Genomic DNA, 13,595 nt, shown 5'->3' with positions numbered 1-13,595 from the left:
CCGGGCCTTCGCGTCATGTACGGCATGGACTACGGCAAGCACCAGGTTCCCGCGCACTACGAGGTCGGTGAGGGCTGTCTGACCACCCTCATCAGGATTCCGGTACGGATCGTGGTGCTGGTGATCGTCCTGCCCGTACGCATGGTCTGGGACGTCCTGACGGTCGCCGCCCGTGCCGCCGACCGCATCCTGCTGCGCCCCCTGGGCCGGGCCCTGGCCTGGCTGTTCGCGACGCTGGTGGTGGCCCCCGCGGTCTGGCTGTACGCATGGGTGCTCACCCCGCTGGGCCATGCGCTGCGGTGGCTGGCCGCGGCGGTCTTCGTATGGCCGTGGGTCGCGCTCTGGCGGTACGTGCTGGTGCCGGCGGTGCGGTACGGGCTCGTGGTGCCGGTGGTGTGGCTGTACAAGGCGGTGCTCACCCCGATCGGGCACGGGCTGGGCAGGGTGTACCGCGCGTTGCTCGTCCCTGCCGGGCGGGGGATCGCCGTCGCGATCGGCTGGGTGCTCACCGCCTTGTTCGTCTGGCCTCTGGCCGCCCTGTGGCGGTACGTCCTGGTGCCGCTCGCGCTCGCCGTCGTCTGGCTGGTGGAGCACCTGGTCGTACGGCCGCTGGCCTGGACGTACCGCGAACTGCTCACCCCGCTCGGCCACGGCCTCACCTGGCTGCTCGAACTGCTGGCACGCGGGATCGCGGCTTCCGGGAGCGGGCTGTGGGCAGCGGTGGAGTGGCTGGTCCTGACGCTGCTCGTCGCGCCGCTCGGCCTGCTGTACCGGCGGGTCCTCGCTCCGGTCGGCCGGGAGATCGCCGCAGCGTTCGGTGTCGCCTGGCGGATCGCGGGGTACATCTCGCGGGCCGTCGGCCGGGCCATCGCCTGGCTGGCGTGGCATCTGGTCGGGGCGCCGGTGACCTGGGCCTACCGCGCGGTGTGCACGCCGGTGGGGCATTTCGTACGGGACGCGGTCTGGGCCCCCGCCAAGCGGGCCGCCGTCGAGACCGGACGCGCGGCCCGGTCGGCGCTGCGCACGGCACGCGAGACCGTGGCGCGGGCGCGCCGTGATGCCTGGCGGGCACTGGTCGGCGGACCGGGGGCGCCCGAGCCCCGGGAACCGGGGAGCCCTCTTGCGCGTACTCTGGGTAGTACAACGACTGTGCCCAGCGCGGCGCCCGAACCAGAGATCTCCCTGCTCGGAGAGAAAAACACCGAGCGGGGGTGAGCCGGACCGGACACCCCGGGCCACCCGCATTTCGAGGGCGGCGTGCCACCGCGTCCGTCCCGCACCGAGGAGAAGAACCACTGGGCAAGCGACAGCCCGAAGGCCCGCCGCCCGCACCGGCAGTGCAGCGCATCCGACTGCGCTACACCAAGCGCGGCCGCCTCCGGTTCACCAGCCACCGCGACTTCCAGCGTGCCTTCGAGCGGGCACTGCGCCGCTCCGAGGTGCCCATGGCCTACTCGGCGGGCTTCACCCCGCACCCGAAGGTCTCGTACGCCAATGCCGCACCCACCGGCACGGGCAGTGAGGCCGAGTTTCTGGAGATCGCCCTCACCGAGGCCCGGGATCCCGCGGTCCTGCGCGAGCTGCTCAACGCCTCGCTGCCGGACGGTCTCGACGTCACCGACGCCGTGGAGGCCCGCACCTCGGGTCTCGCCGACCGGCTGACCGCCTCCATCTGGGAACTGCGTCTCGACGGAGTCCCCGTCGAGGAGGCAGCGAAGGCCGTGGCCGCCTTCAACGGGGCGCAGACCGTCGAGGTCCAGCGCCGCGCGAAGAACGGCATGCGGACCTTCGACGCCCGCGCCGCCGTGGTCGGCCTGGAGGCCCTTGATCCACAGCCTGATAGGCCCGAGGACAGGCCCTGTGCGATACTGCGGCTGGTTGTTCGGCACGTGACACCTGCCGTGCGACCTGACGACGTCCTGTCCGGTCTCCGCGTTGTGGCCGACCTGGCGCCGCCGGTACCCGCAGCGGTGACCAGGCTGGCGCAGGGGCTCTTCGACGAGGAGTCCGGCACGGTGACCGACCCGCTCGCGCCCGACCGCGAGGCAGCCCCGGCCGCTCCATCCACGGCCGCCGGGACCGCCGTCGCGACGGCGCCGGAAGGTGCAGGTTCCGCGTAAGGCGGTCGTTGCAGCGCAGCTCTCCGACTCGGGAGCCACCTGGGCCGGGCCGCGCGATGACCCATAAGACTTTCGCCAGGCCGTACGCACCTCGCGTACGGAACCGGCGAGCCAGACATTGAGTTCCCGTGCGGCGCCCGCGCCCCGGACGCCGGTCCCGCGTACATCACGCGGACCGTGTTGGACCGGAACCAGACGCGGCGCCCGGGAGCCTGACGGGAGAACCGCCCGCATGCCCCAGTCCAACGAACCCGGCACGACCGGGAACGCCGAAGAGAACAACGCACCTGGCGACAAGCTGCCGCCGCGCCGCAGGCGCCGCGCCGCGTCCCGCCCCGCCGGCCCGCCGGTGGCGGAGGCCCCGGGCACCGCCGCTCCGGCCATACCGGCCGTTGACGCCGCAGTGTCCGACAGCACCACCACCGAAGCCGGGAGCGCCCCGGCCGCAGAAGCCGCGCCGCCGGCCCGCACGCGCCGTCGTGCGGTCCGTAAGGCGACCGCTCCGGCGGGTGCGCCGCAGGCCGCCGAGGCCGCCGAGATCGTGGCATACGCCGCGAGCGCCGAAACCACCGAGCCCGTCGTCGAAGCCGAGGCAGATGTCGAAGCCGAGGTCGTGGAGGCGCCGCCGGCGCGTACGCGTCGTCGTGCGGTCCGTAAGGCGACGGCTCCGGCGGGTGCGCCGCAGGCTGCCGAGGCCGTTGCCGAGCCCGTTGTCGAAGCCGTTGTCGAACCCGTTGTCGAAGCCGAGGTCGAGGTCGTGGAGGCGCCGCCGGCGCGTACGCGTCGTCGTGCCGTTCGTAAGGCGACGGCTCCGGCGGGTGCGCCGCAGGCTGCCGAGGCCGTTGCCGAGCCCGTTGTCGAAGCCGTTGTCGAACCCGAAGCCGAAGCCGAGGTCGAGGTCGTGGAGGCGCCGCCGGCGCGTACGCGTCGTCGTGCGGTCCGTAAGGCGACCGCTCCGGCGGGTGCGCCGCAGCCTGCCGAGGCCGTTGAGATCGTCGAGGAAGCGACGCCCGTGACGGCTGCCGAGCCCGAGCCGGCCGCCGAGGCCGCCGCGCCGCGCGGCCGTACCCGGCGCAGGGCATCGGCTCCGGCCGGTGCACCGCAGCACGCCGAGGCAGTCGCCGCGCCCGCGGAAGCGGAGGAAGAAGCCGTCGAGGCCCCGCGCGGGCGTCGTCGCGCGGTCCGTAAGGCGACCGCTCCGGCCGGTGCGCCGCAGGCCACCGAGGCCGCCGCCGAGGAGCCGGCCGCCGAGCCCGCCGAGGAGGCCGCACCGCGTGGCCGCACCCGGCGCCGCGCCACCGCGGCCGCCGGCCGCCCCGAGTTCACCGCCAAGGAGGAGGAGCCCGTACGCAAGAGCCGTCGCGCCGAGCGCCCCGCCGTGGCCGTGTTCCAGGCACCGGTCTTCGCCGAGCCGATGTTCCAGACCCCGGAGACCGCGGCGGCCGCCGCTGCCGCTTCGCGTCACGAAGAGGTCGAGGAAGAGCCTGAGACGGTCGAGGAGCCGGCCGCCACCATCGAGGCACCGGCCGCCGAGGCCGCGCCGCAGACCGGTTCGCGCCGCCGTCGCCGCCGTCGCGGTGAGGCCGCCGAGCCCGAGCAGGCCGCCGCTCCCGCCGTCGAGGTGGAGGAGCACGTCGAGGAGGAGCCCGAGCCGGAGGGCGAGAGCGAAGCCGAGCACGAGGGCGAGGAGACGGACGAGTACGGGGACCGGCCCTCGCGCCGTCGCCGTCGTGGAGGCCGTCGCCGCCGTCGTGGCGAGAGCGCCGAGGACGACGAGACCGCGGAGCAGTTCGGCGACGAGGCTGCCGCCGAGGGTGACCAGGAGCGCGCTCAGGAGTCCGAAGAGGAGGAGGACGAGGAGCACGAGGCGTCCGTCGCCGGATCCAGCAGCAGCCGTCGCCGTCGTCGCCGTCGTCGTCGCAGCGGCGACGTCCCGTCCGAGACGGACAACGGCGTCGACGACCCGGAGCGTACGGTCGTCAAGGTCCGCGAGCCCCGTAAGAAGGAAGAGCGGGAGCCCGGCACCGGCTTCGACGAGGTCCAGTCCATCAAGGGCTCGACCCGCATGGAGGCGAAGAAGCAGCGCCGCCGCGAGGGCCGTGAGCAGGGCCGCCGTCGCGTCCCGATCATCACCGAGGCCGAGTTCCTGGCGCGCCGTGAGGCCGTCGAGCGGGTCATGGTCGTCCGCCAGAACGGCGAGCGCACCCAGATCGGCGTTCTTGAGGACAACGTGCTCGTCGAGCACTACGTCAACAAGGAGCAGGCCACCAGCTACGTCGGCAACGTCTACCTGGGCAAGGTGCAGAACGTACTGCCGTCCATGGAGGCCGCCTTCGTCGACATCGGCAAGGGCCGCAACGCCGTCCTGTACGCGGGTGAGGTGAACTTCGAGGCGCTCGGCATGGCCCACGGGCCGCGCCGTATCGAGACCGCGCTCAAGTCCGGCCAGTCCGTCCTCGTCCAGGTGACCAAGGACCCGATCGGCCACAAGGGCGCCCGCCTGACCAGCCAGGTCTCGCTGCCCGGCCGCTACCTGGTCTATGTGCCCGAGGGCTCGATGACCGGCATCAGCCGCAAGCTGCCCGACACCGAGCGGGCCCGGCTGAAGACCATCCTCAAGAAGATCGTTCCCGAGGACGCGGGCGTCATCGTCCGCACCGCGGCGGAGGGCGCCAGCGAGGACGAGCTGAGCCGTGATGTCGAGCGGCTGCAGCAGCAGTGGGAGGACATCCAGAAGAAGGCGAAGAGCACCGGCAGTTCCAACGCGCCGACGCTGCTCTACGGCGAGCCGGACATGACCGTCCGGGTCGTCCGCGACATCTTCAACGAGGACTTCTCCAAGGTCATCGTCAGCGGCGACGACGCGTGGGAGACCATCCACGGCTACGTCTCGCAGGTGGCGCCCGACCTGACGGACCGCCTGTCGCGCTGGACCTCCGAGGTCGACATCTTCGCGACGTACCGGATCGACGAGCAGCTCATGAAGGCGCTGGACCGGAAGGTTTATCTGCCGAGCGGCGGCTCGCTGGTGATCGACAAGACCGAGGCGATGGTCGTCGTCGACGTCAACACCGGCAAGTTCACCGGCCAGGGCGGCAACCTCGAGGAGACCGTCACCAAGAACAACCTGGAGGCGGCCGAGGAGATCGTGCGTCAGCTGCGGCTGCGCGACCTCGGTGGCATCGTCGTCGTCGACTTCATCGACATGGTGCTGGAGTCCAACCGGGACCTGGTGCTGCGGCGTCTGCTGGAGTGCCTGGGCCGTGACCGTACGAAGCACCAGGTCGCCGAGGTCACCTCGCTGGGCCTGGTCCAGATGACCCGTAAGCGGGTGGGCCAGGGTCTGCTGGAGTCCTTCTCCGAGACCTGCGTCCACTGCAACGGGCGCGGCGTGATCGTGCACATGGAGCAGCCGACGTCGGTCGGTGGCGGCGGCAAGCGTGTCAAGAAGCGCGGTCGGGTCGGCGCGGGCCAGGAGCCCGAGCACGAGCACGTCACCGAGGTCGAGACCGAGGCCGAGGTGGCTGCCGAGGTGGCCGCCCCGGTGGCGCTGCCCGAGCCGGAGTTCGTTCCGGACGAGGAGCTGTACAGCAGCGCGGCCGAGGCCGAGGCGGCAGCCTCGCGCGGTCGCGGTCGGCGTCGCGCGACCCGTAAGGCCACGGCTCCGGCCGGCGCCCCGAAGGCCGAAGCGGCCCCTGCCCCGGAGCCGGTCGTCGAGCCGGAGCCGGTCGTGGCCGCGGAGCCCGAGCCGGTGATGGAGCCGGAGCCCGTCGCCGAGGCCCCCCAGGGCCGCACGCGCCGCCGGGCGACCCGGAAGGCGACCGCTCCGGCCGCCGAGGAAGCCCCGGCCGCTGCTGAGGTCCCGGCCACTGTGGCCCCGGTCGTCATCGAGGCCCCGGTTGTCATCGAGGCCCCGGTCGTCATCGAGACTCCGCAGCCCGAGGCAGCACCCGAAGAGGCGGCCCCCGCGGCCGCTCCGCCGCGTGCCCGCCGCCGGGTGACCCGCAAGGTCACCGCCCCCGCGGGCTCGCCCGCGGGCGCGCCCGCCCCCGCGGGCTCGCCCGCGGGCGCGCCCGCCCCCGCGGGCTCGCCCGCGGGCGCGGACGCGGCAGAGGTCGTCGTGGTCACCGGTTCCACCGAGCCGAAGCCCGAAGCCGAGCCGAAGCCCGAAGCCGAGCCCGCCGAAGCCCCGGAAGCCCCGATGGCGGAGGCCCCGGCCAAGAAGACGGCCCGCAAGACGGCCAAGAAGGCCACCGCCAAGAAGGCAGCCACCAAGAAGACGGCTGCCAAGAAGACCGTCGCGAAGAAGACGACGGCCAAGAAGGCGGCGGCGAAGAAGACGGTCGCCGCTGAGCAGTCGCCGCAGCCCTCGGTCTCAGCCGGTACCGAGAGCTGACCAGCGGTCAGACAGCAAGGAGAGAGGTGCGGTTCCCTCGCGGGTACCGCACCTCTTTCGCATGTCAGACGCCGGTGTGGAACGTGTGGGCCGCGTCTCTTCAGCCGTAACCTCAACGAAACCCGCTATGAAAATCCCGATAATGTGACGCGGCCGCGGCCGGATATGTCATTCCGGAGAATGCTGATCGGCGTGTCGGCCCGCTTCAGGCAGGGCAACCAGCCTTTGTGGCCATGGTGACCTGGCCCTTACGACCGCGGGCCCGCAGTGTCTCGGTCGTACCGATATCCCGCTACCGCCTTTTCCACAGTCCACCCGGTGGCGTGATCGGGCCGCAACTCAATGGGCCTTCTTCGCCGCCGCCTCGGCCCGGCTCGTACAGAAAGCGCTGAGCGCGGTGTGGTGCGCCCCCTCGTGGGAGAGGAGCCCAGGTACTGCTCCTCAGCGCGCACAGCGGTACGAGTCCGGGAACAGGGCCCGCTGGGAGTCTGCCGTGAGCTGCAGCAGTACGTAGACGACGGGCACGAGCAGGAGGAGCAGTCGGCGGCGGCCGGTGGGAGAGAGCGCGGGCGTGTCCGTCTCAGGGCGAAGAGTGTCGAGGTGCGCCAACCAATGAGCGTCAAGGCGCTTCAACCCGAGGAGCCGCGCGGCCGGCCCCGGTTTGACCCCTACCTCGCTGCCCCGTAACCTTGACCCTCGGCGTGTTTCCATGCGCGCCCACCCCTGAGCACATTCCTCCTGATGGACCTGTCCGCCAGGAGAGGCCGCTCATCCTTCCGGATCGTCGCGGGCTTCGGCCTGTGCGGGCGGCTGGCATCAGGGGATCCGTTCCGAGCGAGAGAGAGATCCGCGTGTACGCCATCGTGCGCAGCGGTGGCCGCCAGCACAAGGTTGCTGTCGGTGACATCGTTGAGGTTGACAAGATTTCCACTGCCCAGGTTGGCGACACGGTCGAGCTCTCGACCCTGCTCGTGGTCGACGGCGACGCCGTGACCAGCGACCCGTGGGTGCTGGCCGGGATCAAGGTCCAGGCCGAGGTCGTGGACCACCACAAGGGCGCGAAGATCGACATCCTTCGCTACAAGAACAAGACCGGCTACCGCCGTCGCCAGGGTCACCGTCAGCAGTACACGGCGATCAAGGTCACTGGTATCCCCGCGGCTGCGAAGTAAGGGACTGAGGAGACATGGCACACAAGAAGGGCGCATCGTCCACCCGGAACGGGCGCGATTCCAATGCTCAGCGGCTCGGCGTGAAGCGCTTCGGCGGTCAGGCCGTCAACGCCGGTGAGATCCTGGTCCGCCAGCGCGGCACCCACTTCCACCCGGGCACGGGCGTCGGCCGTGGTGGCGACGACACGCTGTTCGCACTCGCCGCCGGTGCGGTCGAGTTCGGCACGCACCGTGGCCGCAAGGTCGTGAACATCGTTCCGATCGCCGGCTGATTTTCGGCGCTCGTCGAGCGGTTTCTGCGGAGGCGGACCTCACTTCCCGTACGGGAAGCGGGTCCGCCTTTCGCGTGTTTCTCCCATGAGAGACGGCTTTCTCCTATGCGGGACGGCACGAGTGAGACATTTCTGCACGTATGTAACTGGAGGTTCCAACCATGACCACCTTCGTGGACCGCGTCGAGCTGCATGTCGCCGCGGGTAACGGGGGCCACGGCTGCGCCTCCGTACACCGTGAGAAGTTCAAACCGCTCGGCGGTCCGGACGGCGGCAACGGCGGCCGCGGCGGCGATGTGACCCTGATCGTCGACCAGGCCGTCACCACCCTCCTCGACTATCACCACAGCCCCCACCGCAAGGCCACCAACGGGCAGCCCGGCGCGGGCGACCACCGCTCCGGCAAGGACGGGCAGGACCTGGTCCTGCCGGTGCCCGACGGTACGGTCGTGCTCGACCGGAACGGCAATGTGCTGGCCGACCTGGTGGGCCAGGGCACCACGTTCGTCGCCGGACAGGGCGGCCGCGGCGGCCTCGGCAACGCCGCACTGGCCTCCGCCCGCCGCAAGGCCCCCGGCTTCGCGCTGCTCGGCGAGCCCGGTGAGGCCCGCGACATCGTCCTGGAGCTCAAGACCGTCGCCGACGTCGCGCTGGTGGGCTACCCGAGTGCCGGAAAGTCCTCGCTGATCTCCGTCCTGTCGGCGGCCAAGCCGAAGATCGCCGACTACCCGTTCACGACCCTCGTCCCGAACCTCGGCGTGGTCACCGCGGGCAGCACCGTGTACACCATCGCCGACGTCCCGGGCCTCATCCCCGGCGCCAGCCAGGGCCGGGGTCTCGGCCTGGAGTTCCTGCGGCACGTGGAGCGCTGCTCGGTGCTCGTGCACGTCCTGGACACCGCGACGCTGGAGTCCGACCGCGACCCGGTCTCCGACCTCGACATGATCGAGGAGGAGCTGAAGCAGTACGGCGGCCTGGAGGACCGGCCCCGCATCGTCGTTCTCAACAAGATCGACATCCCGGACGGCCAGGACCTCGCCGACATGATCCGCCCGGATCTGGAGGCGCGCGGCTACCGCGTCTTCGAGGCGTCCGCCGTCGCCCGCACCGGCCTGAAGGAACTCTCCTTCGCGCTCGCGGGTGTCATCGCCGAGGCGCGCGCGGCCAAGCCCGTGGAGGTGGCGACCCGTATCGTCATCCGCCCGAAGGCCGTCGACGACGCGGGCTTCACCGTCACCCAGGAGGAGGACGGCCTCTACCGGGTGCGCGGCGAGAAGCCGGAGCGCTGGGTCCGGCAGACCGACTTCAACAACGACGAGGCCGTCGGCTACCTGGCCGACCGGCTCAACCGTCTCGGTGTCGAGGACGCGCTGATGAAGGCCGGCGCCCGGGCGGGCGACGGCGTGGCCATCGGCGCCGAGGACAACGCGGTCGTCTTCGACTGGGAGCCGACCATGGCGGCGGGCGCGGAGATGCTCGGCCGACGTGGCGAGGACCACCGTCTCGAAGCGCCGCGCCCGGCGGCGCAGCGCCGCCGCGACCGTGAGACGGAACGCGACGACGCACAGCGCGAGTTCGACGACTTCAACCCGTTCTAGGACGTGCGGCCGCAGCCGCAGCCGCACTTCCAGTAATTCGAAGCCATACCGCCGGACGGGTCTGTTCCGTCACCCCGTCCGGCGGCCGGCATGCTCTCGGCGTCACCCGATCAGAGGGGCCGAACCCACTCAAGGGTGAATTCATGTCACTCAATCGTGTGGTGTCAGTCACCAGTCCGAGAAGTATCAATTCCGGTATTCGCCCTGATCGCAGGGCAACACGAGGTGTCCATACGGCATGCTGCGGCCGACGTCCACCTTGCGGGACGGAAACGGAGAGTGCAACCATCGCTGTATCTCCCAACCCCCGCAAAGTAGGTCGTTTGTGTCTGCTCAGCACATAGCCAAAGCCCGAACCACAGCAGTCGTGCTCGCAGGCGGCACCGGCCAGCGCGTGGGGCTGTCCATCCCCAAGCAGCTGCTGAAGATCGCAGGCAAGGCTGTCATCGAGCACACGCTGTCGATCTTCCAGCAGGCCGACTCCATCGACGACATCATCGTGCTGATGGCGCCGGGCTACGTGCCCGACGTGGAGAAGATCGTCGCCAAGGCCGGGCTCACCAAGGTCACCAAGGTGATCGAGGGCGGCTCCACCCGCAACGAGACCACGGAGCGCGCCATCGCGGCCCTCGGCGAGGGCCTGGCCGAGGGCGAGGACCGCAACGTCCTGTTCCACGACGCCGTGCGCCCGCTGCTGTCGCAGCGCGTCATCAAGGACTGCGTCGACGCCCTGGAGCGCTACCAGGCGGTCGACGTCGCCATCCCGTCGGCGGACACGATCATCGTGACCCGCACCCACGGCGGCGACGGCGAGTTCATCACCGATGTGCCCGACCGCTCCCGGCTGCGCCGCGGTCAGACGCCGCAGGCCTTCAAGCTCTCCACGATCCGCCGGGCGTACGAGGTCGCCGCGGACGACCCGAACTTCCAGGCCACCGACGACTGCTCGGTCGTCCTGAAGTACCTCCCCGACGTGCCGATCTACGTCGTCGCGGGCGACGAGTACAACATGAAGGTCACCCAGCCCGTCGACGTCTTCATCGCGGACAAGCTCTTCCAGCTGGCCTCCACGGCCGTCCCGCAGCCGACCGATGACGCCGCCTACCGCGAACTGCTCACCGGCAAGACCCTCGTCGTCTTCGGCGGCTCGTACGGCATCGGCGCGGACATCGCGACCCTCGCCGAGTCCTACGGCGCCACCGTCTACGCCCTGGGCCGCTCCACCACCGGTACGCACGTGGAGAACCCGGAGCACATCGACGAGGCGCTCTCCAAGGCGTACGCGGACACCGGCCGCATCGACTACGTGATCAACACCGCGGGTGTGCTCCGCATCGGCAAGCTGGCCGAGACGGACAACGCGACCATCCAGGAAGCGCTGAACGTCAACTACCTGGCGCCGGTGCAGATCGCCCGTGCCTCGTACAGGTACCTAGCCGAGACCAAGGGGCAGCTGCTGCTCTACACCTCCAGCAGCTACACCCGGGGTCGCGCGGAGTACAGCCTGTACTCGTCGACCAAGGCCGCCATGGTCAATCTCACTCAGGCGCTCGCGGACGAGTGGGCGGTCGACGGCGTGCGGGTGAACTGCGTGAACCCCGAGCGCACCGCCACGCCGATGCGCACCAAGGCGTTCGGGGAGGAGCCCGCGGGTACGCTGCTGTCGTCCGAGGCGGTCGCCAGGACCTCCCTCGATGTCCTGCTCTCCGAGATGACCGGCCATGTCATCGACGTACGCCAGCAGGACCCGACCCGTGGTGCTTCCGAGGCGTCGGGTTTCGAGCAGGCTCTGGCCGCAGTCCTGGACCGACAGGCCGATGTGTAATACTGCTTGACAATCGACTATTCGGACCCCTGTAGACGCCCGCGAGCGAATTGCAGGGGTCCGAATTCGTGAAGCTCCGGCTTCACATTTCCCTCGCAAGGTAATCAGTCGGCACCCCCGGGAGCGGTACTTCGTGATTTCGAAAGCCATTCGCATGGCTCGTGTGGGCAGCGGTTCGGAGCTGGCCGCCGCTCTCCTCATGGCTCTGGGGTTTCCGTGCATCATGCTCGCGGCGATAATCCCCAATCTCTGGTTCTTCGCCGGCGCCGCCGCGGTGACATATCTGGCCGACCATTATCTGCATCACTGCGGCAGCTATCTGATCAACCGGCTCGCCGCGGTCCGCGCAGGGCTCTCGATCCGCTTCCTGGTCCGCCAGCTGCTGCTGATCCTGCTGCTCTCCCGCATGGGGTACGGGGAGGAGACGCTGTTCTACGTGACGGTCGCCTGCCTGCTGGCCTTCTACGGCCTCCAGGCACCGCAGAGCGCGGTGGTCACCCTCATCAGACTCCGGCGCAAGCTCCCGGTGGTCACGCGCAACATCGGCCTGAAGCAGGTACGGATCCCGGACGCTCCGCCGTCGCTGCTGCTGAACCGCCCCGCGGAGAAGATGCTCCATCTGGACACCTTCGCGATGGTGGGTGTGCTGGTCGCGATCGAGACCGGAGTGACCGGCTTCGCCTACGCGGGCCTGGCCGTCACGCTGGTGCTCGCGCTCTGCTACCTGGCGGCGCTCCTGCCGTACATACGTCCGAGCCGGCTGGTGGCGCCCGAGGCCCAGGTGCTGAGCGCCGTGGACACCTGGCTGGGCGAGTACAAGCCGAACGTGGTTCTCTACTTCTCCGGCTCCAAGGATTCGGCCTACCAGGTCAACATGTGGCTGGAGACCATGGCGCAGCTCGACGGCCGCCCGCTGATCCTGCTGCGTGAGCGCGCGATACTGCCTCAGCTGAACACGACGTCGGTGCCGGTGCTCTGTGTGCCCGGTGGCGTGCACCTGATGAACATGAACCTCTCGTCGGTACGGGTCGCGCTGTACGCGGCCAACGTCGGCAAGAACATCCACCTGCTCCGGGTGCCGACGATGAAGCATGTCTTCATCGGGCACGGCGACAGCGACAAGCTCGCCAGCGTCAACCCGTACAGCAAGGCCTACGACGAGGTGTGGACCGCGGGCCGGGCCGGCCGGGACCGTTACGCGCTGGCCGACGTCGGCGTGCGCGACGAGGACATCGTCGAAGTGGGCCGCCCGCAACTGGCGGCGATCCAGCCGTGGTCCGGTGCGCCGAAGAACCCGATCCCGACCGTGCTGTACGCCCCCACCTGGGAAGGCTGGGACGACAACCCCGGCAACACCTCGCTCCTGCTGGCCGGCGAGAACATCGTCAACCGGCTGCTGAACGCGGAGCAGCCGGTCCGGCTGCTCTACAAGCCGCACCCCTTCACGGGAACCCGCAGCGCCCGGGCCAAGGCCGTGCACCAGCGGATCACCGCGCTGATCGAGAAGGCCGCCGCCGAGCGTGCCAACGACCCCCGCTGGGCGAAGGAATCGGCGGCGCTCCAGGCGGTGCAGGCCGAGGCGCGGACCGAACTGGCCCGTATCGAGGCGCGGCTCACGGCACTGTCGAGCGGTGGCAACGTCGCGGGCGACGAGGCCGAGATGTCCCGCGATTCGCTGGCCGACCCGGCGCGCGAGGCCGAGATCGCGCGGCTCAAGGACGAGTGGAACACGGCCTCGTGGCAGGCGCTCGGCTGGTGGGAGCACAAGGTCGTGACGGGTGCCCGGATGCGGCTGTACGACTGCTTCAACGAGTCGGATGCCATGGTCTCGGACATCTCCAGCGTGGTGTCGGACTTCATCGCGAGCGGCAAGCCGTACGCGGTCACCGACTCGGCGGCGCTGGGCGAGGACGAATTCCGCCGGCAGAACACCGCGGTCCGTGCCGCGGTCGTCCTGTCCAATGCCGCGACCGAGCTGGACGCCCTGCTCGCGGCGGTGGTGGACCCCGCGGCGGACACCCTGGCGGCCGACCGACGCCAGCTGAAGGAGTACCTCCTCGGCCCGGACGAGCCCACCTCGATCGTGCAGTTCGACACGGCGGTGAAGGATCTCGCGGTCAAGTCGGAGGCCCGGAACGCGGGCCTGGCGCGAAGTCTCGGCGAACGCGTGGGTGGCTGAGAATTCGGCTGGTTCATTAACGCAATTCAGCAG

General features: G+C 70.3%; 9 protein-coding genes. 8 read left to right on the top strand and 1 reads right to left on the bottom strand.

Annotation, left to right across the window (positions count from 1 at the left end; genetic code table 11):
• Positions 1-24: 24 nt before the first annotated feature.
• The 3 genes from OG936_RS10345 to OG936_RS10335 all read left to right on the top strand — a co-directional run bounded on the left by OG936_RS10345 (position 25) and on the right by OG936_RS10335 (position 6,516).
• Positions 25-1,215, top strand: a complete 1,191-nt coding sequence (locus OG936_RS10345; RefSeq protein ID WP_406494071.1) for a hypothetical protein — start codon at positions 25-27, stop codon at positions 1,213-1,215.
• Between the two features lie 122 nt (positions 1,216-1,337).
• Positions 1,338-2,120, top strand: coding sequence for a TIGR03936 family radical SAM-associated protein (locus OG936_RS10340; RefSeq protein ID WP_383756220.1), 783 nt, complete (start codon positions 1,338-1,340; stop codon positions 2,118-2,120).
• Between the two features lie 232 nt (positions 2,121-2,352).
• Positions 2,353-6,516, top strand: coding sequence for a ribonuclease E/G (locus tag OG936_RS10335; protein ID WP_406494070.1), 4,164 nt, complete (start codon positions 2,353-2,355; stop codon positions 6,514-6,516).
• A 441-nt stretch (positions 6,517-6,957) separates the two neighbouring features.
• Here the strand turns inward: OG936_RS10335 and OG936_RS10330 are convergent, their stop codons facing one another.
• Complete coding sequence (locus OG936_RS10330) at positions 6,958-7,125, bottom strand: hypothetical protein (RefSeq protein WP_406494069.1); 168 nt, start codon at positions 7,123-7,125, stop codon at positions 6,958-6,960.
• Between the two features lie 242 nt (positions 7,126-7,367).
• Here OG936_RS10330 and rplU point away from each other — a divergent pair, with 242 nt between their 5' ends.
• From rplU to OG936_RS10305, 5 genes are all read left to right on the top strand, one after another.
• On the top strand, positions 7,368-7,688 hold the full coding sequence (rplU, locus tag OG936_RS10325) for a 50S ribosomal protein L21 (protein ID WP_030921216.1): 321 nt from the start codon (positions 7,368-7,370) through the stop codon (positions 7,686-7,688).
• A 14-nt stretch (positions 7,689-7,702) separates the two neighbouring features.
• Positions 7,703-7,960: a 50S ribosomal protein L27 gene (gene rpmA / locus OG936_RS10320; protein ID WP_018103204.1), complete on the top strand. Its 258-nt coding sequence runs from the start codon at positions 7,703-7,705 to the stop codon at positions 7,958-7,960.
• 161 nt (positions 7,961-8,121) lie between these two features.
• Entirely contained in the window at positions 8,122-9,558 is a 1,437-nt protein-coding gene (gene obgE, locus OG936_RS10315) for a GTPase ObgE (RefSeq protein ID WP_406494067.1), read from the top strand.
• 325 nt (positions 9,559-9,883) lie between these two features.
• Positions 9,884-11,383, top strand: a complete 1,500-nt coding sequence (locus tag OG936_RS10310) for a D-ribitol-5-phosphate cytidylyltransferase (protein ID WP_406494066.1) — start codon at positions 9,884-9,886, stop codon at positions 11,381-11,383.
• 154 nt (positions 11,384-11,537) lie between these two features.
• On the top strand, positions 11,538-13,562 hold the full coding sequence (locus tag OG936_RS10305; RefSeq protein WP_406494065.1) for a hypothetical protein: 2,025 nt from the start codon (positions 11,538-11,540) through the stop codon (positions 13,560-13,562).
• Positions 13,563-13,595 lie beyond the last annotated feature (33 nt).

This window comes from Streptomyces sp. NBC_00846 (genome assembly GCF_045207325.1).
Taxonomy (GTDB): domain Bacteria; phylum Actinomycetota; class Actinomycetes; order Streptomycetales; family Streptomycetaceae; genus Streptomyces.
Note: the sequence above shows the minus strand (reverse complement) of the source record. Positions and strands in the feature narration are given on the sequence as shown.

What these genes read in the sequence shown, in the direction of transcription:
- OG936_RS10305 (WP_406494065.1), top strand. Translation starts at nt 11,538, where the DNA reads ATGGCTCGTGTGGGCAGCGGTTCGGAGCTGGCCGCCGCTCTCCTCATG.
- obgE (WP_406494067.1), top strand. Translation starts at nt 8,122, where the DNA reads ATGACCACCTTCGTGGACCGCGTCGAGCTGCATGTCGCCGCGGGTAAC.
- rpmA (WP_018103204.1), top strand. Translation starts at nt 7,703, where the DNA reads ATGGCACACAAGAAGGGCGCATCGTCCACCCGGAACGGGCGCGATTCC.
- OG936_RS10335 (WP_406494070.1), top strand. Translation starts at nt 2,353, where the DNA reads ATGCCCCAGTCCAACGAACCCGGCACGACCGGGAACGCCGAAGAGAAC.
- OG936_RS10345 (WP_406494071.1), top strand. Translation starts at nt 25, where the DNA reads ATGGACTACGGCAAGCACCAGGTTCCCGCGCACTACGAGGTCGGTGAG.